Source organism: Massilia sp. FBCC-B171, assembly GCF_059134155.1.
This window is the reverse complement of sequence record NZ_CP101443.1, coordinates 304,563-329,743: the sequence shown is the minus strand read 5'-3', so window position 1 is coordinate 329,743 and position 25,181 is coordinate 304,563. Positions and strand designations below refer to the sequence as shown.

The 25,181-nt window shown below is 64.9% G+C and carries 23 protein-coding genes; 11 read left to right on the top strand and 12 right to left on the bottom strand.

Translation table 11 applies throughout. The features are described from left to right. Positions 1-76 precede the first annotated feature (76 nt). From NMB41_RS01525 to NMB41_RS01510, 4 genes are all read left to right on the top strand, one after another. Positions 77-562 (top strand): Lrp/AsnC family transcriptional regulator, encoded by a 486-nt coding sequence (locus NMB41_RS01525; protein WP_379722724.1) that lies wholly within the window; start codon positions 77-79, stop codon positions 560-562. Positions 563-630: 68 nt separating this feature from the next. Beyond that, positions 631-1,764 carry a branched-chain amino acid ABC transporter substrate-binding protein gene (locus tag NMB41_RS01520; RefSeq protein WP_494380732.1) on the top strand — a complete coding sequence of 378 codons (1,134 nt, stop codon included), beginning with the start codon at positions 631-633 and terminating at the stop codon, positions 1,762-1,764. Positions 1,765-1,777: 13 nt separating this feature from the next. After that, complete coding sequence (locus tag NMB41_RS01515) at positions 1,778-3,589, top strand: DUF885 domain-containing protein (protein ID WP_494380731.1); 1,812 nt, start codon at positions 1,778-1,780, stop codon at positions 3,587-3,589. A gap of 149 nt (positions 3,590-3,738) precedes the next feature. Beyond that, a complete protein-coding gene (locus NMB41_RS01510) occupies positions 3,739-4,296 on the top strand; it encodes a fasciclin domain-containing protein (RefSeq protein ID WP_494380730.1) in 558 nt (185 codons plus the stop codon). Positions 4,297-4,338: 42 nt separating this feature from the next. Here the strand turns inward: NMB41_RS01510 and NMB41_RS01505 are convergent, their stop codons facing one another. The 5 genes from NMB41_RS01505 to NMB41_RS01485 all read right to left on the bottom strand — a co-directional run bounded on the left by NMB41_RS01505 (position 4,339) and on the right by NMB41_RS01485 (position 10,900). Then, on the bottom strand, positions 4,339-6,018 hold the full coding sequence (locus NMB41_RS01505; RefSeq protein ID WP_494380729.1) for a PQQ-dependent sugar dehydrogenase: 1,680 nt from the start codon (positions 6,016-6,018) through the stop codon (positions 4,339-4,341). Positions 6,019-6,168: 150 nt separating this feature from the next. After that, complete coding sequence (locus NMB41_RS01500; RefSeq protein WP_494380728.1) at positions 6,169-7,857, bottom strand: M14 family zinc carboxypeptidase; 1,689 nt, start codon at positions 7,855-7,857, stop codon at positions 6,169-6,171. Between the two features lie 30 nt (positions 7,858-7,887). Continuing rightward, on the bottom strand, positions 7,888-9,384 hold the full coding sequence (locus tag NMB41_RS01495; protein ID WP_494380727.1) for a sensor histidine kinase: 1,497 nt from the start codon (positions 9,382-9,384) through the stop codon (positions 7,888-7,890). Next, entirely contained in the window at positions 9,381-10,253 is an 873-nt protein-coding gene (locus NMB41_RS01490; RefSeq protein WP_494382913.1) for a hypothetical protein, read from the bottom strand. Before NMB41_RS01490 ends, NMB41_RS01495 begins: the two co-directional genes overlap by 4 nt. Next, positions 10,253-10,900, bottom strand: coding sequence for a response regulator (locus NMB41_RS01485; protein ID WP_494380726.1), 648 nt, complete (start codon positions 10,898-10,900; stop codon positions 10,253-10,255). Before NMB41_RS01485 ends, NMB41_RS01490 begins: the two co-directional genes overlap by 1 nt. A gap of 291 nt (positions 10,901-11,191) precedes the next feature. On the opposite strand from NMB41_RS01485, the gene NMB41_RS01480 reads away from it, so the two are divergent. The 3 genes from NMB41_RS01480 (at position 11,192) to NMB41_RS01470 (ending at position 15,962) form a co-directional block, all read left to right on the top strand. Continuing rightward, complete coding sequence (locus NMB41_RS01480; protein ID WP_494380725.1) at positions 11,192-11,860, top strand: energy transducer TonB; 669 nt, start codon at positions 11,192-11,194, stop codon at positions 11,858-11,860. 104 nt (positions 11,861-11,964) lie between these two features. Continuing rightward, positions 11,965-14,265, top strand: coding sequence for a M28 family peptidase (locus NMB41_RS01475; RefSeq protein WP_494380724.1), 2,301 nt, complete (start codon positions 11,965-11,967; stop codon positions 14,263-14,265). A gap of 56 nt (positions 14,266-14,321) precedes the next feature. Continuing rightward, positions 14,322-15,962 carry a M28 family peptidase gene (locus NMB41_RS01470; RefSeq protein ID WP_494380723.1) on the top strand — a complete coding sequence of 547 codons (1,641 nt, stop codon included), beginning with the start codon at positions 14,322-14,324 and terminating at the stop codon, positions 15,960-15,962. A gap of 73 nt (positions 15,963-16,035) precedes the next feature. Here NMB41_RS01470 and NMB41_RS01465 read toward each other — a convergent pair whose 3' ends face one another. From NMB41_RS01465 to NMB41_RS01435, 7 genes are all read right to left on the bottom strand, one after another. After that, entirely contained in the window at positions 16,036-16,896 is an 861-nt protein-coding gene (locus NMB41_RS01465; protein ID WP_494380722.1) for a hypothetical protein, read from the bottom strand. Positions 16,897-16,904: 8 nt separating this feature from the next. Then, positions 16,905-18,389 carry a hypothetical protein gene (locus NMB41_RS01460; protein ID WP_494380721.1) on the bottom strand — a complete coding sequence of 495 codons (1,485 nt, stop codon included), beginning with the start codon at positions 18,387-18,389 and terminating at the stop codon, positions 16,905-16,907. Between the two features lie 22 nt (positions 18,390-18,411). Then, positions 18,412-20,133 carry an OmpA family protein gene (locus tag NMB41_RS01455; protein WP_494380720.1) on the bottom strand — a complete coding sequence of 574 codons (1,722 nt, stop codon included), beginning with the start codon at positions 20,131-20,133 and terminating at the stop codon, positions 18,412-18,414. Between the two features lie 233 nt (positions 20,134-20,366). Then, the gene (gene sodC, locus NMB41_RS01450; RefSeq protein ID WP_494380719.1) at positions 20,367-20,894 is read right to left on the bottom strand and encodes a superoxide dismutase [Cu-Zn] SodC; all 528 of its coding nucleotides are present in this window, start codon (positions 20,892-20,894) and stop codon (positions 20,367-20,369) included. 132 nt (positions 20,895-21,026) lie between these two features. After that, complete coding sequence (locus NMB41_RS01445) at positions 21,027-21,701, bottom strand: phytanoyl-CoA dioxygenase family protein (RefSeq protein WP_494380718.1); 675 nt, start codon at positions 21,699-21,701, stop codon at positions 21,027-21,029. 6 nt (positions 21,702-21,707) lie between these two features. After that, complete coding sequence (locus NMB41_RS01440; RefSeq protein WP_494380717.1) at positions 21,708-22,277, bottom strand: cysteine hydrolase family protein; 570 nt, start codon at positions 22,275-22,277, stop codon at positions 21,708-21,710. Continuing rightward, positions 22,274-22,786 (bottom strand): arsinothricin resistance N-acetyltransferase ArsN1 family B, encoded by a 513-nt coding sequence (locus NMB41_RS01435; protein WP_494380716.1) that lies wholly within the window; start codon positions 22,784-22,786, stop codon positions 22,274-22,276. Before NMB41_RS01435 ends, NMB41_RS01440 begins: the two co-directional genes overlap by 4 nt. A gap of 196 nt (positions 22,787-22,982) precedes the next feature. Between NMB41_RS01435 and NMB41_RS01430 the strand changes: the two genes are divergently transcribed. The 4 genes from NMB41_RS01430 to NMB41_RS01415 are packed head-to-tail and all read left to right on the top strand — an operon-like array spanning position 22,983 to position 25,162. Next, the gene (locus NMB41_RS01430; RefSeq protein ID WP_494380715.1) at positions 22,983-23,408 is read left to right on the top strand and encodes a CsgE family curli-type amyloid fiber assembly protein; all 426 of its coding nucleotides are present in this window, start codon (positions 22,983-22,985) and stop codon (positions 23,406-23,408) included. A 22-nt stretch (positions 23,409-23,430) separates the two neighbouring features. After that, the gene (locus NMB41_RS01425) at positions 23,431-23,853 is read left to right on the top strand and encodes a curli assembly protein CsgF (protein ID WP_494380714.1); all 423 of its coding nucleotides are present in this window, start codon (positions 23,431-23,433) and stop codon (positions 23,851-23,853) included. Further along, entirely contained in the window at positions 23,850-24,761 is a 912-nt protein-coding gene (locus NMB41_RS01420; RefSeq protein WP_494380713.1) for a CsgG/HfaB family protein, read from the top strand. The genes NMB41_RS01425 and NMB41_RS01420 overlap by 4 nt, the downstream gene beginning before the upstream one ends. Further along, on the top strand, positions 24,758-25,162 hold the full coding sequence (locus tag NMB41_RS01415) for a hypothetical protein (RefSeq protein WP_494380712.1): 405 nt from the start codon (positions 24,758-24,760) through the stop codon (positions 25,160-25,162). The genes NMB41_RS01420 and NMB41_RS01415 overlap by 4 nt, the downstream gene beginning before the upstream one ends. The last annotated feature ends 19 nt before the right edge of the window (positions 25,163-25,181 follow it).

Below are 25,181 nucleotides of genomic sequence, written 5' to 3'. Positions count from 1 at the left end.
CGGAAAGTGTGTACTAAATGAGCTATTAAAAACAATTATTACAGCATGTTTGTTCTATTAGTTACGAAAAACTAAAATGAATTCACTAGACAAGTTTGATTGTGCAATTCTCGCTGCACTCCAGGCCGATGCAACACTGTCGATTTCCGGCCTTTCCGACAAGGTCGGCCTGTCCAGCACGCCCTGCTGGAAGCGCGTCAAGCGCCTCGAGGAAGAGGGCTATATCGAAAGCCGCGTCACCATCGTCAACCGCCAGAAGGTCGGCTTGCCGGTGACGGTATTCGTCAGCGTGCGCACTGCGGAACACGACGAAAAATGGCTGGAGCGCTTTGCCGCCGCCGTCGTCGCCCTGCCCGAAGTGCTGGAATTTCACCGCATGAGCGGCGACGTCGACTACCTGCTGAAGGTCGCCACGACCGACATCGCCGGCTACGACCGCTTCTACAAAAAGCTGATCAAGACCGCGCAACTGTCGGGTGTCTCCTCGGCCTTCTCGATGGAGCAGATCAAGTGCACGACTGCCCTGCCGCTGGAGCTGATTGCGCACGGCCTGCCTGCCTGAGACCACTGCACCGCTGAGCTGATTCATGCGATGATGGCGCCCGTTAGTCATATAACGGAGACAGGCTGATGCCATCGAAATTCACCATCGCGCCGCTGGCGCTGGCCGCGCTGCTGTGCGCATCCTTCGCCGCCCAGGCGCAGGAACACAGCGTCAGGATCGGCGTGACCGGCCCGCTCTCGGGCGCGAATGCCTTTGCCGGCAAGGACAACGAAAACGGCGTGCGACTCGCCGTCGAAGAACTCAATACCCAGAAAATCAAGGTGGCGGGTAAAACGCTGCGCTTCGAGCTGCAATCCGAAGACGACGCGGGCGACCCGAAACAGGGCGTGACGGTCGCGCAGAAGCTGGTCGACGGCGGCGTCAAATTCGTGCTCGGGCCCTACAACTCGGGCGTTGCGATTCCCGCCTCGCGCGTCTACAACGACGCCGGCGCGCTGATGTCCACCGTCGGCACCAATCCGAAGATCACCCAGTCCGGCTACAAGGGCGTGTTTCGCATCGTCGCCAGCGATTCGCAAGTGGGCGGCGCGATGGCCAGCTACGCCGCACGCGAGCTGAAGCTGAAAAACGTCGGCGTCATCGACGACCGCACGGCCTTCGGCACGGGGATTGCCACCGAATTCAAGCGCCAGGCGCAAGCGGCCGGCCTGAAAGTCGCGGGCCACGAATTCACCAACGACAAAGCCAGCGACTTCGCCGCCATCCTTACCGCACTGCGCGCGAAAAAGGTCGACGCCATCTTCTTCGGCGGCTATGCGCCGCAAGCGGCGCCCATGGTGCGCCAGATGAAGGCGCTCGGCCTGAACGTGCCGCTGCTGGGCGGCGACACCCTGTGCAGCCCGGAGATGGCAAAACTCGGCGGCGCGGCTGTCGGCGAGAATGTGCGCTGCGCCCAGGCCGGCGCCATCATCGCCAAGCAGCCTGCGGGTCCGGCATTCCTCGCCAAATACAAGGAGCGCTTCAAGCGCGAGCCCGACGTCTACGCGCCTTCGTTCTATGACCAGACCATGTTCATCGCGCAGGCCATGAAGGCGGCCAACAGCCTCGATCCGGCGGCCGTAGCGGCCCAGCTGCGTACGCTCAGCCACCAGGGCGTGGTCGGCACCTATGGCTACGACGACAAGGGCAACCTGAAAAAGACTGCCGTTACCGTCTACACCTTCAAGAACGGCGCGTTGGCGCCCCTGGCCAGCTACTAAGGTTTTATTGAATATGACTCGTACTTTCAGACTCGGCGCCCTGGCCGCCGCCGCCCTCATCGCCTGCGCACCGGCGTTTGCCGTCGAACAGGCCGCAGCGCCCGCGACGAAGCAGGCAATCGCCAATCCGCAGGCCGGCAAGAAGCTCAATGTCCTCGCCGACGAGTATTACGACGCGCTGGCGCGCTTCGATCCGGTATCCGCCAGCGAAAGCGGCGACAACCGCTTCATCGACCAGATCGGCATGACGATCTCCCCGCTGGAGCGCGCCAAACAGTTCGCGCGCTACAAAGCGTTTGTAAAACGCCTGCATGCGATCAAGCGCAGCCAGTTGAACAGCCGCGACCAGACCAGCTACGACATCCTCGACTATGAGCTGGGCATGGCGCTGCGCTTCGAGCCCTTCCCCGAGCACCTGCTGCCGCTGAACCAGATGGACAGCATGCCGGTCACGCTGGCCAATTACGCCAGCGGCCAGGGCGCCCAGCCACTGGCCACCGTGCAGGACTACCGCGCCTACGCCAGCCGCCTGGCGCAGCTCGGTCCCTGGGTCGACCAGGCGATTGCCAACATGCGCGAAGGGATCAAGCGCGGCATCGTGCATCCGCGTCCGGTAATGGTGTCGGCCCTGCCCCAGTTCAAGCAGCTGGTAGCGGCGACGCCTGAAGCGAGCATCTATTACACGCCCATCAAAAACTTCCCGGCCGCTTTCTCGGATGCGGACAAGCGCGCGCTCACGAAACTGTATGACGACGCCGTCGGCGCCAAGCTCAATCCGGCGCTGGACCGCCTGGCCGCCTTCATCGAGAAGGACTACCTGCCGGCCACGCGCACCAGCACCGGCTGGAACGCGCTGCCGAACGGCGCCGCCTGGTACCAGGTGCGCGTCGCCAGCCAGACCACGACAAGCTTGCAGCCGGACGCGATCCACGACATCGGCCTGAAGGAAGTGGCGCGCATCCAGGGAGAATATGGCCGCATCGGCCCGAAGATGGGTTATACGGGACCTGCCGCCGGCTTGCCGGCCTGGGTCTCGCAGCAGGCGAAATTCAAGCCATTCAAAACCGAGCAGGAAGTCATCGACGTCTACCGCCGTCTCGACGCCGAGCTGCGCACCAAGCTGCCGTCGATGTTCAACCTGCGCCCGAAATCGCCGCTGGACCTGCGCCTCGAGCCTGAACTGAGCCGCGCCACGGCGTCGGATCACTACACGCCGCCGGCGGTGGACGGCACCCGTCCGGGCGTGTTCTGGTCGGTGGTGAACGATCCGACCCAGTACGGCAGCACCGGCATGGTCACCCTGTACCTGCACGAGGGCCAGCCGGGCCACCACTTTCACATCGCCTTGGTACAGGAACTGGGCCTGCCGAACTTCCGCAAGTTCGGCGGCAACAACGCCTTTACCGAAGGCTGGGCGCTCTACGCCGAGACCCTGGGCAAGGACATGGGCCTGTTCGACAAGCCGGAAGATTATTTCGGCCACTTGAACGACGAAATGCTGCGCGCCGCGCGTCTGGTCGTCGACACCGGCATTCACACCAAGGGCTGGACGCGCGAGCAGAGCATCAAGTATTTCAGCGAGACGCTCGGCTACAGCGAGGCGGATTCGCGCGCACAGATCGAGCGCTACATGATCTGGCCGGGCCAGGCGCTCGGCTATAAAATCGGTTCCTTGAAAATCATGGAACTGCGGCGCCGCGCGGAGGCTGCGTTGGGCTCGAAGTTCGATTTGCGCGCCTTCCACGACATCGTGCTGGGGGAAGGCACGCTGCCGCTGGCGCTGCTGGAGAAGAAGGTGGATCGCTGGATTGCGGCGAGCAAGTAGACAGATTCGCTGGGAGGCAGCGCCTTCCAGCGTACGTCGACCAGAGTGAGACCGGACATGCGATCAATGTTCGTGCGACCTTGAATCCGTTTGCAGATTCCCAACGTATATACAGAGGTAACACACCCTCCAACTACCAAGGAATCGCCATGCGCACACTTAAATCGACGTTCATCATTGCCGCCCTCCTCTCCGCCGCCGCCATCGCGCAAGCCCATGCTGCCGATGTCATGGTGGGTGGCCAGAGCATGCTCGCTTCGAAAGACATCGTCGACAACGCGGTCAACTCGGCCGATCACACGACGCTGGTGGCCGCCGTCAAGGCCGCGGGCCTGGTCGACACCCTGAAGGGCAAGGGCCCGTTTACCGTGTTCGCGCCGACCAACGCCGCGTTCAACAAGCTGCCTGCCGGGACCGTGGACACGCTGGTGAAGCCGGAGAACAAAACTGCGCTGACCAGCATCCTGACCTACCATGTCGTCGCGGGCAAGCATGACTTCAAGGCGCTGAGCGCTGCGATCAAGAAGGCAAACGGGACGGCGCAACTGGCCACCGTGAACGGCGGCAAACTGAAGTTCATGATGAACGGCATGCACAACATCGCCGTCATGGACGAAAAGGGCCAAACGGCCAACATCAGCACCTATGACGTGTACCAGTCCAACGGCGTCATCAACGTCGTCGACAGTGTCCTGATGCCGAAATAAAGCCATCGTGACGGGAGGGCCGGCGAGGCCCTCCCGGCCGGATCATTTCTGCGGCGTGATCCGCCACACGACGCCACCGCCGTCATCGACCACCAGCAGCGCGCCGTCAAGCGCCACTTCGACGGCTGCCGGACGTCCCCACACATCGCGGTCGCTGAGCACCATGCCGGTCATGAAGTCCTGGTACTGCCCGGTCGGCACGCCCTTCTTCATCATCACGCGCACGACCTTGTAGCCGGTGCGCAGTCCCCGGTTCCACGAGCCGTGCAGCGCCAGGAAGACGTCGCCCTCGTACTCCGCCGGGAAGGCGTGCTGTGCGCCCTTAGGCGCCTGGTAGACGACCATGCCCAGCGGCGCCGAGTGCGACTGGATCAGGGTATCGGGCACGATCACCTTGTTCTTCAAATCAGGACGGATACCCTTCAGGCGCGGCTCTTCGTTGGCGCCGATGTAGTACCACGGCCAGCCGTAGAAGCCGTCCTTCTTGACGCGCGTGATGTAGTCGAGCGGCAGGTTGTCGCCCAGTTCGTCGCGCTCGTTCACGCTGCAGTAGAGGTCTCCCGTACTCGGATGCACGAGCATGCCGACGCAATTGCGCAGGCCGTTGGCGAAGGGGCGGCGGTTGCGGCCGTCGACGTCGAATGCCAGCACGGCGGCGCGTTCAAGCTCTTCGCCCCAGGCAGCGCCGACGCCGTACTTCGCTTCCCATTGCGCCAGCGGCTGCGGCGGCGTCGGGCCGATCTTCGTTGCGACGTTGGTGGCCGAGCCGACCGACAACAGCAAGGTCTTGCCGTCCTTCGAGAACGCGATCGAGCGCGTCACGTGGCCGCCGCTGGTGTCGCTGATCTTATCGACGATCACTTCCGGCTCGCCGCTCGCTTTCAGGTCACCGGCGCTGTAAGGGAAGCGCACCACCGAGTTGACGTTGGCGACGTACAGGTATTGCGGATTGGGGCCGGCTGGCCACAGGGCCATGCCGTAGGGGCGCGACAGGCCGGTCGCAAACACGCTGCTCGTGCCGGCCTTGTCGCCGCCGTTCGAGCGCAGGAGCGTGATCTGGCCTTTGGCCGCCTCGGACAGGAAGATATCGCCGTTCGGTGCGCGCAATGGCAGGCGCGGCTTGCCGAGCTGGTCAGCGTAGATGCCGACCTTGAAACCCTTCGGGACGGCGGGCATGGCGCCGTCGGGACGTGCGGCGAGCTTGGGGCCGTTGCCGGCGCTGTCGCTGGCGAAGGGTTTGACCAGGTCGGTTGCTTTGATGTGATGCAGGTCGCCGGGTTTGTCGGCGGTCCAGGCGGCGCTGTCCTTGTCCGCTTTGTTGACTGCGGCAGCGGCGGGCGCGGTGGCTTTGCCGCTTTGGGCGGCCAGGTAGTCGATCACGGCGGCGCGGGCTTTGGCGTCGGTGACGCCAATCGGCATGGCGGTGCCGGGGACGTTCTTGTTCGGGTCGCGCAGGAAGAGGTCGAGTTCCTCCCTGGTCCAGGTTTTGCCGGCGGCGCCGGCTTTACTCAAGGCGTCGGTGTAGTTGAAGCCGGAGACGGCGGCGGCTTTGCGGCCCAGGACGTTGAAGAGGCCAGGGCCGGCGCGCGAGGACAGGCCGGGGTCGACGGTGTGGCAGCTGGCGCAGTTTTGGTCGAAGGTGGTTTGGCCGGTGGGGGCGGCGGTGGCAATGGCCGGGAGCGTGAGGCAGGCGGCGATGGCGGCGCGGAGGGCGGTGTGCATGGGGGGCTTTTCGTTTTTAGTGGCGCAATGTGCCCGTGTAGGGAACGCTTGCGTTTGTGGGGCTGTTGCCTGCGCTGTTATTGGTACGCGACGTCCGCGTGGGCACGGAGTGCCCACCCTACGGGACAGGTCGCGTACCTGTAAGTCCGCTTACTCGACCATAAAGACCGGATAGCGGCGCCATTCGGGTTCGCGGTACTTGTCGCAGTTGGCGAAGATGAAGTCGAGGACGGCTTCCTGGTTCGACAGCAGGCCCGGATTGGCGGCTTTCCAGTCGGCGAACTTTGCGGCCAGGGCGGGTTCGTCGCGCAGCAGTTGCTCGGCTTCGTCTTCGAACACGTAGTCCGAATACGCTTCCTTCTTTTCCAGCACGCTGTTGAAGAAGCCCCAGCGTAAGAAGCTGTCGTGGGCGAGCGGCTCCAGGGTTTCGACGACGTAGCGGGCCTTGTCCTGGTCGAGGGAGACGACGACATCGCCAGCGCGCAGCTGCACGCTGCCGCGGCGCTTTTCGAGCTGTACGTCGTCGTGGAACATGTGGCCTTCATACGGGTTCGGGCGCGAGGACACCGACGCGATGTGGTAATACGCCACGTCCTGCATGCGGTCCGCTTCGACACGCTCGAGCTGCACGCCGTTCAGCTCCAGGCGTTCGATCGCCTCGCGCCAGGCTTGCGGGATGATGTAGGCCTTCGGCGCCGCCACCGTGACGTCGGCATTGAAACGGTTGTAGTAGGCGATGTCGCGTTCCCACGGGCTCGAACGGTCGTAGTGCAGGCGGTTGTAGTCGCCCAGCACGCTCGGTTTGTATTTGGCCTCGTAACCCTTGAAACGGAAGGTCGCGGTGTTCTTTTCGTCCATCACCCAGTGGATCGGCCACTCGGCGCGGGTGCGGCCCGCATCCTTGGCGGCGCGGCGCAGCTGCTGGATCTGCGCGCCGTGCGCCACCGTGAAGTCGAGCGCCGACTCGACCAGGGCGCGCATCGATTCGTAGCGGTCCTTGAAGGGTTTGAGCATGTGCGTCTCGGGCATGAAGCCGATCGTGTGGTGCAGGGCCGCGTAGCCAGTCGAGAAGCGCGCCGTCTCCAGGAACTCGGCGATGCCGTGGTCCGGGCTGTCTTTTACCGGATTCACGTACGGGCAGGTCGGCCAGCCGCGCGCTTCCATGTCGGCGTAGAGCGCCGGCAGCATGGTGTCACGCAAGAAGCCGCCCAGTTCCGCGCCCAGCTTGTCGGCCTGGGTGTGGATCAGGGTCATCGTGTAGGTATAGTCGGCGCCGTTCGAGGTATGGGTGTCGACCATCACGTCCGGGTCCCAGCTGGCGAACAGCTTGTTGAACACCTGGGCGGTGAGCGTGTCGCACTTGACGAAGTCGCGGTTCAGGTCGAGGTGGCGGCTGTTGCCGCGAAAGCCGAACTGTTCCGGGCCGTCCTGGTTCACGCGCGAGGTATTGGCGCGATTCAGGCTGCCGTCGACGTTGTACAGCGGGACGAACAGGAACACGGTCTTGCCGAGCCTGGTCAGGCGCTCCGGCTGCGTGCAGAAATCGCGCACCAGCGCCATGCAGCTGTCGACGCCTTCCGGCTCGCCCGGGTGGATGCCGTTATTGTTGAAGAAGACCGGACGCCCGGCTGCCTTGATCGCGTCGCGCTCGAAGACGCCGTCGGCGCTGACCACGCCCGCGTGAATCGGCACGCCTGCATCCGAGGTGCCGATCACGCCGAAGCGCAGCACGGACGGGTATTGACGGGCGAGGTCCTCGTACCAGGCGATGCACTCGGCGAGGGTGGTGGTCTGGTTCTGGTTGCCCAGTTCGTAGGGCGTATTCAATGCGTTCGACATGGTGATGGCCGGGATAATGAAGACAAGGCGCTACGATACCGCAGATGGCGGCGTGAGTGGCAGTGCGATGGCCAGCGTCGTGCCGCGCTCGGGCGCCGAACGGACGGCGATCGTGCCCTGCAGCGCATACACGCGCTCGCGCATGCCGATGATGCCGATGCCCTCGGAGCGCGAGGCCGGATCGAAACCCTGGCCGTTGTCCTCGACCTCGATGCGCAGCAGGCCGTTGGTGGCATCGAGCACCAGCGTCACCTCGGCCGCGGTGGCGCTGGCGTGCTTCATGATGTTCGACAGCGCCTCCTGCACGATGCGGTAGGCGGAAATGGCGAGCTCGTTGCCGAGCTTGGAGAAATCGCCTTCCGAATGGAAGGAGAAGCGGCAGTCGGCGCTGTCGTAATGGCGCAGCATCTCTTCGACCGCGCCGTGCAGGCCGAGCATGTCCAGCACTTCCGGGCGCAGGCGGCGCACCAGGCGGCGGCCGTTGGCATACAGGTCGAGCGCCAGTTTGGTAATCGCCTGGGCTTTATTGCGGATCTCATCCACTTCAGGTCCCGGCTCGACTTTCGAGGCCAGGCTACCGATGCTCTGCGCTTCGAGGCGCACGGCAATGAGCGAGGCATTGAGCTCATCGTGGATCTCGACGGCGATGGTCTTGCGCTCGTCCTCGATGATGCTGTTCACCTTCTGGATCAGCTTTCGCTTGTCGGCATCGGCCCGCAAGGCCTCGTTGCGCGATTCGAGCAGGTCGCGCGTGCGCTCGGCCACCTTGTTTTCCAGGTCCTGGGTCGACTGATCGAGCGCGACCGACATCTCGCCGATCGAGGCTTGCAGCTCCCCTACTTCGCCGCCGGTCGTGACCGGCAGCTCGACCCGGTATTGGCCGCCGCGAATCGCACGCAGGGCGCCGATCGCTTGCCTCAATGGCAGGATCAGCGAGCGCGCCAGCACCCAGGCCAGGATGCCGCTGGCAATGAGCGCCAGGGCCGCCATCGCCAGCTCGATGCGAAAGCGTTTTGCCTGCTTGGCCAGCATGTTCGAAGGCGACATGCGCACCTGCACCGCGCCGACGATTTCGGTGGTGAGCGTGGGCGGGCGCGCGTCGCCCGAGGCCGAGACGTGCGGCGTGCCGTTGTCCGTAAACAAGTTGATCCAGACCACCTGCTTGCGGATCGGCGCTTCGTAATAATGCGGCTCGGCGTGCTGCGCGGTCTCGGAAGTGACGCGCACCGCGCGCTTGCCCTTGGCGTCGATCACGTCGACCCGGTAGATGCTTTTATCGGACTGGACCAGGCCATTGATCGTCAGGCGCAGGTCGGTGAGGTTGCCCGAGATGACGTTGTATTCGCTGGTCTCGGCCAGCGCGCGCGCCAGGATGCGGCCGCGTTCAGCCAGTTCTTCCGCCACTTGCGCCCGGTGCGCGTACCACGAGTACCAGACGAAGGCGGTGAACAGGAACACGACCGGCAGCATGGTGATGAAGGCCATGCGCAGGCCGATGCTCCAGCTGCGCCAGAAGCGCAGGTTCATGGCCGCGCCCGCGCGAAGCGGCGCGCCTCATCGCTCACAGCGATGTCGAGCGAACGGGCGACGCCCTCGTTGATCGCGGTACGGAAGTAACGCGGGAACTGCGGCGCCGGCAGCGTTCCGGTCGCGACAAAATTGGCCGCCATCTCGGCCACCTGGGCGTTGATGTCCTCGATCTCGGAATAGGTCGTGGCCAGCGCGCCCACCTTGACCATGTCGGCGGAAAAACCGATCACGCCCTGCTTGCGGCGGTAGGTCGAGAGCAGGATGTTGCGGATGTTTTCGGGGTTGTAGATGGCGCTGTCGGGCAGCGCCAGCAGCACTTCGCTGCGGCCAATGCGCGCGAGGATATCGCCCATGTCGGCGTCGCGTGCGGCCTGCAGCACCTCGGCCTGGCCGGCCAGCGCCGGCATGAGAAAGGTAGTGTCGGGGCCGAGGATCGCGGCCACGCGCACCGGGCGCCGGTACAGCAGCGTGGCCAGGCGCACCTGATCAAGAGGCGCCGGCTCGGCATACACCGCCGTCATCGCTTTCGCGCGCGCGGGCGGCAAGCCGGCTACCACCGAGCGCCAGACCTGGCTCGAGGTGAACGCAGAAATGACGACGCAATCGCAGCGGCGCGTGGAAGCCTGGCGCAGCGCATCGGGGCCGATCGCAACGACCACCAGGCGCCGGCGCTGGGCCAGTTCGGTGCGAAAAGCGGCGAAGGTCGGCACCAGGCGTTTATATAAATCTTCGGCGATGCGCACCGTCAGGTTGCTGTCGTCGCCGGTGACGATCTGGAAGCGGTAGCCGGAGGTGGGGGGCACTGGATCGGCGCTTGCCACGCCGGCAGAAAGCAGCAGGCCGGCAAGCAGCGCGCGCAATCGCATCAAGGCTGGATCAGGCCATATTTCACGGCCAGCTTGGTGATGTGGGCCTGGCGCTCGACGCCCAGCTTTTCCTTGATCGACTGGCTGGTATTGCTGATGGTCTTGGTCGACAGGTTCAGCTTCTCGGCGATCTCGCCATTCGTCAGGCCCTCGGCCATCAGCTTGAAGATCTCGAGGCCGCGTTCGTCCAGCTGCGACTGCGGCGACACGTCGCCGCGCACCGCGATGCTGGCCAGGCGCTCGGCGATCTGCGGCGGAAAATACAGTTTTCCCGCCTTGGCCTGGCGCACGGCCGCGGCCAGGTCGGCCGGGTCGCAATCCTTGGTCACGAAGGCGTGGGCGCCGATGCGGTAGGTTTCCTTGATCAGGCTATCCTGGTCGAACTGGCTGAGGAACACCACCTTCGCCTGCGGGTCCGCGCGCAGGATGTTCTGCGCCGCGTCCAGGCCCGTGAGTTCGGTGCCGAAGCGGATATCGAGCACGACGACGTCGGGCTTCTGCTCGGCGTACAGCGCCAGCGCCTCGTCCGGGGTGCGCGCCTGGGCGACGACCTCCATGCCCTCGGCCGCGAGCGACATCGCAAAGCCCGTCATCACGATCGGGTGGTCGTCGGCCAGCATGACGCGAATTGCGTTCGAATTTGTCACTCTCTTCTCCGTTACATCCGCTTACCAATGTCTGGCAGCTATGTGTGCCATTGGACAGAACCGGGTTCGGTCCAGGAGGATTATTTCATACAACAGGGGATCAAGCGAGCAATCGCTTTGCCCTGCGACATTCCCACGGCGCAGCGCGGGAGACACGATTACCAAGAAAACGCTTTACTCATTGCTATTCAATGGCATATATTATTTCCACACACTGGAAATACGCAGCACTTTCCGAAAGCAAAGGCCCTGCCAGCCGTTCGATCGGGGCATAACAACAAGGAGATCGCCATGCATTTCTCATCCATGCACCACGACGGCGGCAGCAAAGCCGGCAAATTCGCCCTCGTCGCCGGCCTGCACGCGCTGATCGCGGTCGGTGTCGTCAACATGATGAACAACAAGGTCATCTCGTTGCCCTCGCTGCCCAAGGACCTGACCGTGTTCATGACGCCTGAAGTGGTCGAACCACCACCGGTGCCGCCAACGCCGCCTACCCCGATGCCGAAGCTCGCCCCGCCGCAAATCGTGGTGCCGAAAGTGGAAGTCGACGTGCCGCCGCCACCGATGGACAACCAGGTGCAGAGCACGACGGAAGTTCCCGTCACCCAGGAACCGGCGCAGCCGATGCAATCCGAGGTCCCTGCGCAGCCGGCCACGACTTCGGCCAACAGCGGCGCGATGCGCAGCGCCGTGCTGGCCGACGCCAGCGGCTGCGCCAAGCCGAATTATCCGGCCAACGCCGCCCGTAACGGCGAGACGGGTACGGTGACGCTGGCCCTGCTGGTCGGTGCCGACGGCCGCGTGACCAACTCGAAGATCCAGAAGTCGAGCGGCTCGCGTGATCTCGACCGGGCCGCGGTGACGGCGCTGAGCATGTGCCAGTTCAAGCCCGCGATGAACAACGGCGTGCCCGAAGCCGGCTGGGGCCAGATCGCCTACGTCTGGTCGCTCGAATAATTTCACCTCGTTCCGTTTAACCCGCCATCCCTCAGCCTGGCGGGTTTTTTTGTGCCTGCGCGCCCCTGGCAGGCCCCCGTTCGCCCTTTTTTTCACGAGAACCCATGCTTTCCGATTCAGCTACCCCTGCCCCCGCCGGCCTTGCCGCAGCCCTGATCCTCGTTGCCGCCGTTGCCTGGCTGGCGCTGCGGCCCGCGCAGCCACTGGCGCCCCCGGCATCGGCGAATGCCCCGGCGGCGCAGTTCTCGGCGGCGCGGGCAGGCGCCGACCTCACCGCGCTGGCGCGCACGCCGCGTCCGATCGCCAGCAGCGCCAACCACCAGGCGCGCGCTTGGCTGCTCGCACGCCTGCGCGCAACCGGCCTGAAGCCGCAGGTGCAGCGCGCCATCGTCCAGAAAAACTATGTCGACTACAACGCCAATGTCGAGGCGACGCTGGGCGTGGTGCACAACGTGCTGGTGCGCCTGCCGGGCACGGCGCCCGACCGGCGGCGCCCTTCCAGCCTGCTGCTGGTCGCGCATATCGACAGCGATGCGGCCAGCCTTGGCGCCAGCGGCGCGGCGCCGGTGGCGGCGCTGCTCGAAACCCTGCGCACCCTGCGTGCCGGCGCGCCGCTCGCCAACGACGTGCTGGTGCTGTTCGCCGATGGCGAGCATGTCGGCAGCCTGGGCATGCAGGCCTTCGCCGAGCAGCATCCGTGGGCGCGCGAGGTCGCGCTGGCGCTGCGCTTCGATGGCGCCGGCAGCGGCGGGCCGCTCCAGCTGTACAACACGCTGGGCGCGAACAGCGCCGCGATCGACGGCTGGCTGCGCGCGGCGCCCGAGGTCACCGGCTCCTCGCTGATGCACGAGGTCCAGCAGCTGGCGCCGGGCGCGCTGCGCATGGGCGCATCGAGGCTGCTGGGCGTGCCGGTGCTGCAGTTTGCGCATACGGGGCGGCCCTTCGGGCACGCGCGCGAACTCGACACGCCGCAGCGCTTCGAGCGCGCTACCCTGCAGCAGATGGGAGAGACCATGCTGCGCCTGACGCGCGAGTTCGGCGCCACGCGCATCGATCCGCGGCCGGGCAACGGGCATGTGATCTTTTCGCTGCCGCTGATCGGCACCGTGCATTACAGCGGCCATCTGGTCTGGCCATTGACGCTGCTGGCCTGCCTGCTGCTGTTTGGTGCGGCCTGGATCGCCATGCGGCGCTCAAGCGTGCCCTACGCGGCCCTGCTGCAGGCGGTATTCATCGTGCCCTCGATCGCAGTCGCGCTCGGCGTCGGCGCATGGCAGCTGTGGATGCACGTGCCAGGCCTGCACCGCGCCTGGAATCCGGGCGCGCCCGAACATGCGCGCCACGCCCTGCTCTACCTGGGAGGGGTATGCGCGCTGTGCGCGGCCGTCTTCATCCTCGCCCAGCGCCAGCTGGCGCGCGTGACCGGCACGGCAGCGGCGGCACTGTCCGGCCTTGGCTGCCTGGTGCTGGTGCTGTTGCTGGTGAGCTGGCTGGCGCCTGGGGCCAGCTTCCTGATCGTGTGGCCCGTGCTGGCGGCGCTGGCCTCGCTGGCCGGCCTGCATTCGCGCCGCGTCGCTGCCTGGCCGGCCTGGGCGCGCCTTGCCGTGCTGCTGGCCGGCGTGCTGCCGGCGGTGCTGCTGGTGTTGCCGCTGCTGCGCGACAGCTTCCTGGTGCTCTCACCGCAGCGCATGAATATCCCGATCGCGATGCTGGCGCTCGTGCTGAGCGCGTCGACCCTGCTGCTGGCGCAGCTGCGGCGTTACGCCGCGCGCACGCTGCTGGTGGCGGGGCTGGGCAGCCTGGCGCTGGCGGGCGGCGCACGCGCGTTCGATGAAGCGCCGCTGCTGCGCGCGAACGCGCTGGTGTATTACAAGGACATGCCGAGCTGGGACGCCTACTGGCTGCATCCGGCGGGCGAACTCGATCCGTGGCAGAGAGCCCTGTTCGCCAACCTGAAGGAGCCGTATGTGTTCGTCAACGTCTTCGGCTGGCAGAGCCCGCGCCAGTGGTATGCCTGGGCGCCGCGCGACGGCTTGAAATTTCCCTTCGTGCGCATTCTGCGCAACGGCAAGGCGCCCGATCGCCACGCCGATTTCACGCTGGTGTCGCAGAACCGTGCGCCGCAGATCCGGCTGCAAGTGACGGGAGCGCGGCCGCATCGGGTGACGATGAACGAGCGCGTGCTGCTCGATACGGAAGCGAAATCGCTGACGATGGTCCTGTACGGGATGGAGGACGCGCTGCTGCATTTTAAGATTTCGGTGCTGTCCGATCCGATCTTCGGCGTGCGCATCGAGGAGGTGATTCCGGGGCTGCCGGAACAGCTGCTGCCGCCACGGCCGGCCACGCCGGTCATTCCGCTGAGCGGCCAGTCGATCGCGGCCGATACGCTGTGGTTCTATTAGGTCCGCTTGCACTACAATGTGCCGCGCACCTTCAACCACTTTCGCAGCAGGATTCCATGCACAAGATCGCCGCCTCCGTCGTCCTCACCGCCCTCGCCAGCAGCCTGGCCCTTAGCTTTCCCGCCCACGCCGCCGCAAGCAAGGCGCCCGCCGCCGTCGTGAAAGAAGCGCCGCTGCGCGGCCATCTCGCCTTCCTCGCTTCGGACGCCCTCGAAGGCCGCGGCACCGGCCAGCGCGGCGGCGAACTGACCGTGACTTACCTGGAAACGCAGGCCCTGGCCGCCGGCCTGAAGCCGGCCAACGGCACCAGCTTCCGCCAGGAAGTGAAGATTGCGGGCGTGCGTCCGCTGCCGCAGCAAAGCAATGTGGGAATCATCGCAGGCGGCCAGGCGCTGCCGATGGCTTTCGGGGCCGACTGGCTCTGGGCACCGGGCGACGCCAAGCCGGAGCACAGCATGGATGCGGAACTGGTCTTCGTCGGCTACGGCATTACCGCGCCGGAAGAAGGCTGGAACGATTTCAAGGGCCTGGATGCGAAGGGCAAGGTGCTGGTCATGATGGTCAACGACCCGGCGCCGACCGCATCGGAGCCGAACCGTTTCAACGGCGCCGGCCTCACCTTCTACGGCCGCTGGACCTATAAGCTGCAGGAAGCGGCGCGCCAGGGCGCGGCCGGCGTCCTCCTGATCCACACCGACGCCTCGGCCTCGTACGGCTGGAGCGTAGTCCAGAACAGCTGGGCCGGCGCCGAGCGCTTTCAGTTGGCCGACGCCGACCTCGGCACCGGAATGCAGGGGTGGATGACCGACGCCGCCGCGCGCAAGCTGTTCGCGGCCGCCGGCCAGGACCTCGATAAACTGCGCGCCGCCGCCGAAGACAAGGCGTTCAAGCCAGTGACCCTGAACGCGCGTGTGAAAGGCGAGACCCGCGCCGCGATCCGTACGCTGAGCGAGTACAACGTGGCCGGCATCGTGCCGGGCACCGATCCAGCATTAAAAGACGAAGTCGTCATCTACAGCGCCCACTGGGACCACATGGGCAAGCAAGGCACCGAAGGCGACACCATCTTCAACGGCGCCGTCGACAATGCCTCGGGCACGGCGGGCCTGCTGGCGATGGCGCAGGAAGCGGCGCGCAATCCCGCCAAGCGCTCGCAGATGTTCCTGTGGGTGGCGGCTGAAGAACAAGGCCTGCTGGGCAGCGCGGCCTATGCGGCGCGTCCGCTGTGGCCGGCCGCGAAGACGGCGGCAGCCCTGAACCTGGACAGCCTGAATTTCGTGGGCCAGGCCAAGGACATCGGCGCATCGGGCAGCGAGCGTACGGAACTGGGCGCGATGGCGGCAGCGACCGCGAAAGCCATGGGCTTGACGGTAGCGCCAGCCAAGCCGGACCTGGCCGGCGGCTACTTCCGCAGCGACCACTTCAGCTTTGCGAAAGCCGGCATCCCGGCCTTCTCGATCGGCGGCGGCAGCGCCTGGGTGAAGGATGTCGAGGCGAACAGCGCCAAGGCCAAAGCCTACCGCGCGCGCTACCACCAGGTGACGGACGAATACGATCCAAGCTGGGATTTGAGCGGCATGGTGCAGCAGGCGCAGTTCACGCTGAACCTGGGCCGCATGGTGGCGGACTCGCCGAAGATGCCGGCCTGGAAAGCGGGCGACGCCTTCGGCAAGATTCGCGCAGCGAGCGCGAAGTAATTCGCGCGCTGCAAGGTAAAAACGCCCGGTCATCGCTGACCGGGCGTTTTTTTGTTGCCGGTACTTGCGCGGCTTACTTGATTACAGTGAGCAGTGCCGGGGCACCGAATGCTTCCAGGCGGGCATTCGACTTCGCGAAATACTGCGACCAGAACTGCTCGAGCGAGGCCATGGTTTTGGTATCGCGGTATTGGCCCGGCGTCTTCGCCGGGGCGCCGGCGGCCGGCTGGATCAGCCCGGCGCCCATCACATACACGGACGCGCCGCCGAAGTCGGCGAACAGGCGCGCCGCTTCGGTCTTCTTCAGTTCCACCGCTGGATCGATGTTGCGCACGCCCTTGTTCTGGTAGAAGCTCGACACGCTCGAATTCTCCAGCATGTCCGACACCAGCAGCACTGTACGCAGCGGTGCTTTGACTTCGCGAACCGCCTTCGCCAAGGCCACCAGGCTGCCCTCGATATCGGATTTCCCCAGGTCGAACGAGCTCGCCTGCAGCACCTTGCCCATCGCGTTCCTGGTCAGCTTCAGGCCATAATCGGCCTGCCCCTTCAGGCACGCCTCGAAAGTACGCAGCTTCGGCACGCTGACCGAGTCGCGCAGCCGGTTCGGGATCGGCGACTCGAGCTCGCCGGAGGCGACGATGTCGAGGTACTTGCCCTGCGAGAATGCGGAGAAACGAAACACCGAGAAGACCGTCCCCGGGGCGATGTGCGGCCGCACCAGCTCCCATAGCGAGCGTTTCAGGCTGTCGTCGAGTACGACGGTCTCGTCGAGGACGATGAAAAAGGCGCGTTGCGGCGCCTGCGGCGCCACCTCGAGCTTGTTCGCGGCATAGCAGCTGGGCACCTGGTTGATGCCTGCGGCGCCGGCACCGGCGCTCAGACCCAGGCCGATTGCAAGGGCCGCGATGACGCTGCGCATCTGCTTGTGCATCGCCGCGCTCACAGAATGTCGTCCAGTTCCTCGCTCAGGGCTGCTTCGCGCCTGGCTTCTTCCGCACGCTGACGCGCTTCCTTGCGTGCCTTCAGTGCCGGGGTGACGGCGGCGCGTGTCGCGGCGTCGAGTCCCAACAGGTAAGCCTTGGCACCGTCCTTGTCGCTGCCGAAGGCCTCGACATTGGCGACGATTTCTTCGACGGCCGGCGCGCTGCGCTGCGGAGCTGCGTGCTCCACGCCCTTCGGCGCCACAGTGCTGGCCTGGTAGGTGGCGTGCTGGTGTTCGACCTGGCTGACGTGGCGCTCGAGCAGGAAGTTCTCGAAGGTGTTCTTCAGGCCGAGATGGACATTGTTGTTACGCTCGATCATGCGCTGCTGGAGCGTCGTCAGCTTCGATTCAGCCGCGGCCAGGATCGGGCTGAAGTGGCGCGTGTAATCGTCGAAGGTCGAGAAGCCCAGGGTGCTCTTGTAGGCGTCCTTGCTGTTCTTGCCGGCGAAGCCCCACTTGAAACCCGCAATGATGCCGACGATCTGGGTCACGACAAAAATAAACGCCAGCATCAGGAAGGCCGACAGGCCTTCGACGGTGGAGGAGTCGTTGATGTCGGCCTTGGCCTTGGCATCGGCGGCCGCTTGCGGCGCCGTGATTTCGGCCGGCAGGTCGGCCGCCGCGAACGGGTTGCCGGCGTCGGCGCTGCCCGCCTGGGTGCTGGCGGCGCTGATCGTTTCACGCCCCAGTTCCGCTTCGAGGTGCTTCACGCGCATCACGGTGGAAGCGATAGCGATCACGAGGATCGCGGCGGCGGCGATCCAGACCAGCACATAGGTGCCGTCGCTGCCGACGCGGTTCATGCACTGGGTGTAGTGCGGCAGCTTGTCGTCCTGGGTCTGGTCGTCCTTCAGGGTGATGTTCGCGCTGCGCAGCTGGCCGGGCTGGCCGTCGTCGCGCCATTCGCGCGCGCTGCGGCGGATCAGGTTGGTGCGGAACAGCTGGTGGCCAGCGTTGTGGGTCAGGAAACCCAGCACCACACACAGCACCAGCACGATGCCGCCCATCAGCAGGACGCGGGTGTTCTCACTGCCCTCGGTCGCCATCCAGGTGCCGAGCAGGTAGCTGAAGCCCATGCCTTCGGCGACAATCAAAAGGCCCAGCACCAGGAACAGCCAGGTCGGCGTAGGCGAGCGGCCCGTGTCTCCCGCCTTGGCCATGTAGTCGATGCGCTTGTTGAACTCGGACTCGCTGGTCAAGTGGATGAAGCGCTTGTAGTCGGCGCATAAGGTGCGCTCGGAATTGGTCCAGCTCTTGTCCTTGGCATAGCGCGAGGAGTCCTGGGACAGGCGCGCCGTCTTGCCGATGACGGGCAGCGCGTACCAGAAATTCATCCACCAGAGATCGATACGAAATTTGAAGGTGGCATAGATGGCGATCAGCAGAACCAGTGAAACGAGAGACTGGATCGCGGCCATATTGTGGGTAATGAAGTCGGACATGGGTGCAGGACTTTTCGGTGAATTAGTTGCGTACGAGTTTGGGTTGGAAGGTTTTGACCATCATGGTCGCGCCGGACTGGTAATACAGGTTCGAGTCGGCGCTGACGGACTGGCCCGGGCGCATCACGACGTCGAGGCATTTGATCGGCCCATCGACGAAGACGCGGTACAGCAGGCCGTTCTGGCCTTGATAAGCATTCACGTAGGCTTCGGTTTTGAAGTCCGGCTTGCCGCGGGTATTGGGCTTGCCGTCGGCGCCGGCCTTGTAGACCAGCACCGTCGGCTTGCCCACAGGGGCGGCGCCATCGCGCAGGACCGCTACCTTGGTCAGCGCCACCAGGTTGCCGTTGACCTGGTCGACCCAGGAGGTGCTGTACAGGCCCGGCACATATTCCGAGGTTGGGTAGGCGCGGTTGCCGGTGAGTTCGCGCACCGGGTTGGCGATACGCGGGCGGTCGTCGGTACAGGCGCGCGCCATCGGCAGGTCGTCCGCGTGCGCCGTGGCGATCAGGCTCCACGAGGTTTTGGCGGCAACGGGCTTGCCGATGTCGATCGTGGCGGCCTGGGCCAGGCTGGCGCTGCCGCCGAAATCGATGGCGGGTGCAGCCGCACGCGGATGCACTGCGGCGGCCGCCGGGACGGCCGGCCTGGTCGCTGTAGCGCTGCGGACCGGCGCCATGCTCGCTGCAGGGGTGGTCTCGGGCTGGACCGCCACTTTCGTGCCGGTTTTGGCCGGGCGCGCGGCGCGCGGCGCCGGTTGTACAGCATTCACCTCTTCGGCATGCGGATGGGTCTCCTGCGCTGGCGCCGGTGCTGCGGCGATACGGTAGAAACCCACATTTGCCGCGCGGTTGGCGAGGTAACGCTGGAAAGCCGGTTCGTCGGCTAGGTCGACGATTTCGACGCGGCGGTTCAGGGCACGGCCCTCCGGGCTGCGGTTGTCCGCAACCGGCTGGGTCTCGCCGCTGCCCTGGAAGTAGATCTGATTCATCGGTACACCGGCATCGCTGAAGAGGCGGGCGACGGCACGGGCGCGCTTTTCCGACAGATCCGCATTCAGGCGCGAGCTGCCGGTGTCGTCGGTATGACCAAGCACGAAGATGCGCTTCTCGCGCAGGCGCCGTGCCGACTCGGCATCTTCCTGCGATGCGTTCGCTTGCGCGGCGCCGTTGAACGCCTTCACATAGGTCAGTGCAATCTCGCGGAAGTAATGCTCGGCCCTGCTGTTGAGGACATCGGAGCCGCTCTGGAACTGCGCGCTTGCGGCCGCATTGCCCAGTGTTTCACCTCCGGCCTGGTCCGTCAGGTCGCCGTTGTCGATGCGATCCTGGATGGAAATGCTGAGGCCCGCGCGCTCTTCTCCCTCTGCAGGTTTTTCCTCGCCGCCGCCGGTGCGGATGTCGCTGATAACGACATTCAGGTTATTTTGTTTGGCAATTTTTGAGACCTCGCATTTACGCCGGTCCATTTCAGATCCGATGTAATTGCCGAGTGCCAGGCCGCCAACGGCGCCGGCAACGGTGGCGAGTTTTCGGCCGTTGCCCTTGCCGACCTTGCTACCGAGCCAGGCGCCAAGCAGGGCGCCGGCCACTGCGCCGACTGCCTGGCTGGTGTTGCTGGCGCAAGGGTCGCTTTCGGACTGTTGCCCGGCATTGTAGTCCTGGGCATTGACGATGGTCGACTGGGCGCAGATCGCCGCGACGAGCAGCGTGATCAGCGGTCTTTTCAGATTAGGGGGGAACATGGTTTCCAGTAGTTGACGACGTGAATACCAAAGTTTTCACGTTCATTATATTTATAATAATCAACTATTTTAAACCAAATTGTTGCCCACAAGCAGCTTTTACGTTGAAATTTTGAAGTCTTATTTCCTCTCCAATAGCAGCTCAAATGTAAAACGCCCGAGATAATCGGGCGTTTTACATTGAATTAGTATGAAATATTATTTCATTGTTATGATGCCCTTGAAATTTTATTTCACTCAATAATCCCGCACATAATCCTCGCTCCTCCCCCACCCAGCGGCGCCGGATGATCCGCATGATTATCCCCGCCCGCATGCACCATCAGCGCCTTGCCTTTCACATCCTTGAGCTTCAGGCGCGGCGCCAGCACCGGATTATTCGCCGCCCCCGCGCTCTCCACATACAGCGCCGGCAAGTCGCCGATATGCCCATCGCCCCACGGCAGCCCGTGCTTCTTGCTCTTGGTGGTATCCAGGTGCCCGCCCGCCGCACCTGCCGGCACCGGCTTGCCGTCCTTCTCGTTCGTCGCGCAGCTGCCGTTTTCATGCACGTGGAAGCCGTGCACGCCCGGCGGCAGGCCGGTGAGTGCCGGCGTGAACACGAGGCCGTATTTCGATTCGCTGATCGTCACCGTGCCGCTTGAGGCGCCGACGCCGCTTTCCGACACCGTATTCATCGTCGCGCGCATTTCCGCCGCGTGCACGGCCGCCGCCGCCCAGGTCGAACTGAGCACCAGTGCGCAAATCCATTGAGCTTTCATGGCTTACCCTTTCAGTCATCCGGTTATTCAAACGAGATAGTCCAACGCCGAAAAGTGTAGTGCATCCGAAATGATGAGGGAGCCCGGCTGAAGTTACCCGGCAGGCATTGGCCCAATCTCGACCCGCGCCGATCAGACCGGGTTTTGCCAGCGCAGCCCATACGGCAGCGTCGGCGGGCCGAAGACGAGATGCAGCACGCGCCGCAGGCTGGTGCCGGATGCCTTGGACGACGCGTGCAGCACCAGCGGCCGCATCAGGAGCGCGTCCCCCTGTGCGTGGGTGCAGGTGGCCAGGGGCCGGGTGCGGCGCCAGTTGGCTGCGTCGGCCGCATCGATCCGGCCATGGGTATGGCTGCCGGCAATGAACTGCAGCGGCCCATCGGCCTCGCTGCACGGATCCAGATGCAGGCGGATCGCGAGCAGCCGTTCGAGCAGCGCCGCGGGAGGCTGCACGAATAAAGCGCCCTCCTTCTCCGCCCAGCCGCGCAAGGCCGGATGGTCGACCCGCGCCGCCACCGGAATGCTCAGGTCCTGGTGAATCGGCACCAGCCAGTTACGGGACAGCGACTTTTCAAAATAGGTGCATTGGACAGCCACGTGCGCGGCGGGCAGCAGCGCGGCGATTTCGGGATGCAAGCGTAGCCGCGCGACGAGATCCCGGCACCAGGCATGCTGCAGAAGGCAGCGCGATCCAGCCGACGTGGCGTCGAGACTGATCGACTCCGCCAGCAGCCGCTCGCATTCGTCTGGCGCCAAAACACGGGGAAGCGTGGTGAAGCCGTCGGTGTCGAATGCGTGCGCGTCCATGGAAGCTTAACGCTGCAAGGCTGCGAACTGCGCGAGCACGGCCTGCGTATCCTTGACCGCCGCATATTCGCCATCCAGGTTCGCAAGCGCCATCGCATGCACCTCGTCGGCACTGCGCTGCACGCCGGCGTAGTCGCGCATCGCAAACGCAAAGCTCGCATCGGAAACGACGACGGTATTAAAACCCAGGTTGCCCGCCGTGCGCGCGCTGCCTTCTACCGAGTTGTTGGTGCTGACGCCGACCAGCACGATGTCATTCAAATTGCGCACCCGCAGCCAGCGTTCCAGCGCGGTATTGATGAACGCGTCCGGCACGTTCTTCTCGACCACGTGTTCGTGTGCCAGCGGCTGCAGCGCGTCCTGGAACTCGACGCCGGATTGCCCGGGTGCGAAGGCAGACGCCAGCGAGCGCGAGATATGGCGCACGTGGACGATGTAGGCACCCGCCGCGCGCCAGGCCTGCAGGAGCTGCGCGATATTGTCTTCCGCCTGAAGATTGTTGCGGCTGCCGGCAGCGGGATTCGCCATTCCTTTTTGCATGTCGATCAGGATCAGGCAAGGCAGTGGTGGGTTCATGCGGTGTCAATCAGCTTCAGCTGCCAGTACCCGACATCGATCCAGCGCCCGAACTTCAGCCCGACCTCCTCGAAGTGCGCCACCTTCTTGAAACCCAGCCGCTCGTGCAGGCGCACGCTCGCTTCGTTCGGCTGCGCGATGCCGCCGATGGCCAGGTGCAGTTCGCGCTGGCGCAGTTCATTGAGTAGTGCCTCATACAGCATCGTGCCTGCGCCTTTGCCGGCATGCGCCGGGTCGAGATAGACCGAGCTCTCGACCGCGAAGCGGTAGGCGGCCCGCACGCGCCATTTGGTGGCGTAGGCGTAGCCGGTCAGCGTGTCGCCCTCGAGCATGACCAGCCAGGGCAGCTTGGCAGCAGTCACATCGGCAATACGCTGCGCCATGTCGGCGGCCGTGACGGGCGCCTCCTCGAACGAGATGGTCGTGGTTGCAATGTAGTGGTTGTAGATGGCGCAGATGCGATCGGCATCGGCGCTGGTAGCGGGGCGAACGGTTCTGGTGATTGGCATGGTGAAGAGCGCTGTCCGAAGGATGCAAATTCAGCAAGTTATCTTTCATAGTAACTTGCCCTCAGTCAATTAGCGAGTTTGATGGCCAGATATTCCGTGATCGTCGCTTCAGTCTGGTGCACTGATCAGGCTCAAAGGCCGAGCTTGTTCCCCCACTACACTCCATGTATGAGAAGTTATCTTTTTTATATCCATCATGCAACTCGCGCGATGCATTGACCGCTTCATCCGCTTCCTGGCCTTGTCAGTGCTCACCTTCACGGCGGGCGCATGCGCAGCCGAGTCCACCGAGCCGGTCGATGCCTGGGGCCTCGTCACCTGCCAGGCCGTCACGGTCGCGGGGCATGAATTCTGCGATCGCCTGGGCGTGGAGTGGCGCGACAAGCCGGGCAGCGAGCGCTACACGATCGCCATCCGCGAGCGGCCGTCGGCACGCTGGGGCAGCCAGGTCTGGATCGACTTCGCCCAGCGGCGGGTGTACCAGGCGCAGCTGCCCTCGGCGCGCGCCGGGCTGAAAGAACTCGGCGCCAGCGCCGCCGAAAGCGTCTACCAGGCCATCCTCGAGATCGAGCGCCAGCGGCAATTCATCCGCGATGCCGATCTTGCGCCTGACGAATTCTGATCCTGCCATGAAGGAGCGAGCCATGCCCGTCCGACCATCCCTGACCTTCGCCTGCGGCGTCCTGCTGTGGAGCGGCGCCACCTGCGCGACCGAGCTTGTCTATGTGCCGGTCAATCCGAATTTCGGCGGCTCGCCATTGAACGCACCGGGCCTGCTCGCGTCGGCGACGGCCACCAACAAGCACAGCGCCCAGGGGCTCGGGTCGTCGGCCCTGAACCAGTCGCCGCTGGCGCAGTTCAACCAGACCCTCGAGCGGATGGTGCTGAGCCAGCTCGCCACCTCCGCGACCTCGAAGCTCATGGGGCCGGACGGCAAGCTCATGCCTGGCTCCTTTTCGACCGAGAACTTCCTCATCACGGTCACCGACCTCGGCGGCGGCGTACTGCGCGTGACCACCACCGACAAGGCGAGCGGCGCCGTCACCTCGTTCGAGGTCTCGCAATGAAGGCCGCGCACCCGGCAACATTGGCCGCACTGGCGCTCCTGCTCTTGATGAGCGGCTGCGCCCACGCGCCGTCGGGGGTACGGGACAACGCCCAGCTTACGCCCGAGACCAGCATTACCCGCGACTTGTTGAAACTGCCTGCGCCGATGGGCAAGATCGCCGTGGCCGTGTATGGCATCCGCGACCAGACCGGCCAATATAAACCCGCGCCGGACAGCTCGTTTTCGACCGCGGTGACGCAGGGCGCCTCGTCGATGCTGGTTCGGGCGCTGCAGGATTCGGGCTGGTTCATCCCGGTCGAACGCGAGAACCTGCAGAATTTGCTGACCGAACGCAAGATCGTGCGCGCGCTGGAAATGCCGCAGCCGCCGGGCGCGCCGGAGGTCAAGATCCCGCCGCTGCTGGCGGCCTCGGTCCTGATCGAGGGCGGCATCGTGGCCTACGAAAGCAATGTGCGCACCGGCGGCGTGGGCGCGCGCTTCCTCGGCATCGGCCTGTCGACCCAATACCGGGTGGACCAGGTGACGGTCAGCCTGCGCACGGTCGACATCCGCGGCGGCCAGATCCTGCAGAGCGTATCGACCACGAAAAGCATTTATTCCTACGAACTCCACCCCAGTGTATTCAAGTTCGTCAACGTGAAAGACCTCGCCGAATTCGAGGCCGGCACCACCCGCAACGAGCCGGCGCAATTGTGCGTCAGCGAGGCGATCGAATCGGCGGTGGCGCACCTGGTCGCCCAGGGCATCCAGGCCGGCAACTGGACGCTGCAGAACCAGGCCGAGATGGCCAATCCGGTCCTCAAACGTTATCTGAGCGCCGGCCGCACGCCGCCTGGCGCAACCCGCACTGCCGCGGCAGCCGAGGATCGCCGCGTGGCAGATGCCACCTCCGGGAGCACGCTATGAACGCAGCGCGGGGCGGCTTCTGCAGCCTGCTGGCCATGGCGCTCATCTCCGGCGCCTGTGCCGGCGACCTCGCCCCGTCCGAACTCGGGCCGCCAGCGGCCGCGCAGGCGGCAGCACGCGCCCTGCTGGGCCAGCAACAGCAGCTTCAGGCTTCGGTGTTGCAGTCGGGCAGCGGCAACAGCGCGAACCTCATCCAAACCGGACTGGATAACCAGGCCCTCGTGCAGCAGCGCGGCCAGCAGAACGAGGCCAGCATCCTGCAAGCCGGCCTGGGCAACCGCGCGGCCATCGACCAGCAGGGCGTCCTGAACACGGCCCGCATCGAGCAGTACGGCCGCGAGGGCATGGCCCGCATCACCCAGTACGGCAATGGCAAGTCCGCCACAATCGTCCAGCATTAGGGCGACTGCTTACTTCGTT

Excerpts from the sequence above, each read along its gene's own strand:
- NMB41_RS01525 (WP_379722724.1), top strand. The coding sequence starts at position 77 with ATGAATTCACTAGACAAGTTTGATTGTGCAATTCTCGCTGCACTCCAG.
- NMB41_RS01520 (WP_494380732.1), top strand. The coding sequence starts at position 631 with ATGCCATCGAAATTCACCATCGCGCCGCTGGCGCTGGCCGCGCTGCTG.
- NMB41_RS01515 (WP_494380731.1), top strand. The coding sequence starts at position 1,778 with ATGACTCGTACTTTCAGACTCGGCGCCCTGGCCGCCGCCGCCCTCATC.
- NMB41_RS01510 (WP_494380730.1), top strand. The coding sequence starts at position 3,739 with ATGCGCACACTTAAATCGACGTTCATCATTGCCGCCCTCCTCTCCGCC.
- NMB41_RS01505 (WP_494380729.1), bottom strand. The coding sequence starts at position 6,018 with ATGCACACCGCCCTCCGCGCCGCCATCGCCGCCTGCCTCACGCTCCCG.
- NMB41_RS01500 (WP_494380728.1), bottom strand. The coding sequence starts at position 7,857 with ATGTCGAACGCATTGAATACGCCCTACGAACTGGGCAACCAGAACCAG.
- NMB41_RS01495 (WP_494380727.1), bottom strand. The coding sequence starts at position 9,384 with ATGAACCTGCGCTTCTGGCGCAGCTGGAGCATCGGCCTGCGCATGGCC.
- NMB41_RS01490 (WP_494382913.1), bottom strand. The coding sequence starts at position 10,253 with ATGCGATTGCGCGCGCTGCTTGCCGGCCTGCTGCTTTCTGCCGGCGTG.
- NMB41_RS01480 (WP_494380725.1), top strand. The coding sequence starts at position 11,192 with ATGCATTTCTCATCCATGCACCACGACGGCGGCAGCAAAGCCGGCAAA.
- NMB41_RS01475 (WP_494380724.1), top strand. The coding sequence starts at position 11,965 with ATGCTTTCCGATTCAGCTACCCCTGCCCCCGCCGGCCTTGCCGCAGCC.
- NMB41_RS01470 (WP_494380723.1), top strand. The coding sequence starts at position 14,322 with ATGCACAAGATCGCCGCCTCCGTCGTCCTCACCGCCCTCGCCAGCAGC.
- NMB41_RS01465 (WP_494380722.1), bottom strand. The coding sequence starts at position 16,896 with ATGCACAAGCAGATGCGCAGCGTCATCGCGGCCCTTGCAATCGGCCTG.
- NMB41_RS01460 (WP_494380721.1), bottom strand. The coding sequence starts at position 18,389 with ATGTCCGACTTCATTACCCACAATATGGCCGCGATCCAGTCTCTCGTT.
- NMB41_RS01455 (WP_494380720.1), bottom strand. The coding sequence starts at position 20,133 with ATGTTCCCCCCTAATCTGAAAAGACCGCTGATCACGCTGCTCGTCGCG.
- sodC (WP_494380719.1), bottom strand. The coding sequence starts at position 20,894 with ATGAAAGCTCAATGGATTTGCGCACTGGTGCTCAGTTCGACCTGGGCG.
- NMB41_RS01445 (WP_494380718.1), bottom strand. The coding sequence starts at position 21,701 with ATGGACGCGCACGCATTCGACACCGACGGCTTCACCACGCTTCCCCGT.
- NMB41_RS01440 (WP_494380717.1), bottom strand. The coding sequence starts at position 22,277 with ATGAACCCACCACTGCCTTGCCTGATCCTGATCGACATGCAAAAAGGA.
- NMB41_RS01435 (WP_494380716.1), bottom strand. The coding sequence starts at position 22,786 with ATGCCAATCACCAGAACCGTTCGCCCCGCTACCAGCGCCGATGCCGAT.
- NMB41_RS01430 (WP_494380715.1), top strand. The coding sequence starts at position 22,983 with ATGCAACTCGCGCGATGCATTGACCGCTTCATCCGCTTCCTGGCCTTG.
- NMB41_RS01425 (WP_494380714.1), top strand. The coding sequence starts at position 23,431 with ATGCCCGTCCGACCATCCCTGACCTTCGCCTGCGGCGTCCTGCTGTGG.
- NMB41_RS01420 (WP_494380713.1), top strand. The coding sequence starts at position 23,850 with ATGAAGGCCGCGCACCCGGCAACATTGGCCGCACTGGCGCTCCTGCTC.
- NMB41_RS01415 (WP_494380712.1), top strand. The coding sequence starts at position 24,758 with ATGAACGCAGCGCGGGGCGGCTTCTGCAGCCTGCTGGCCATGGCGCTC.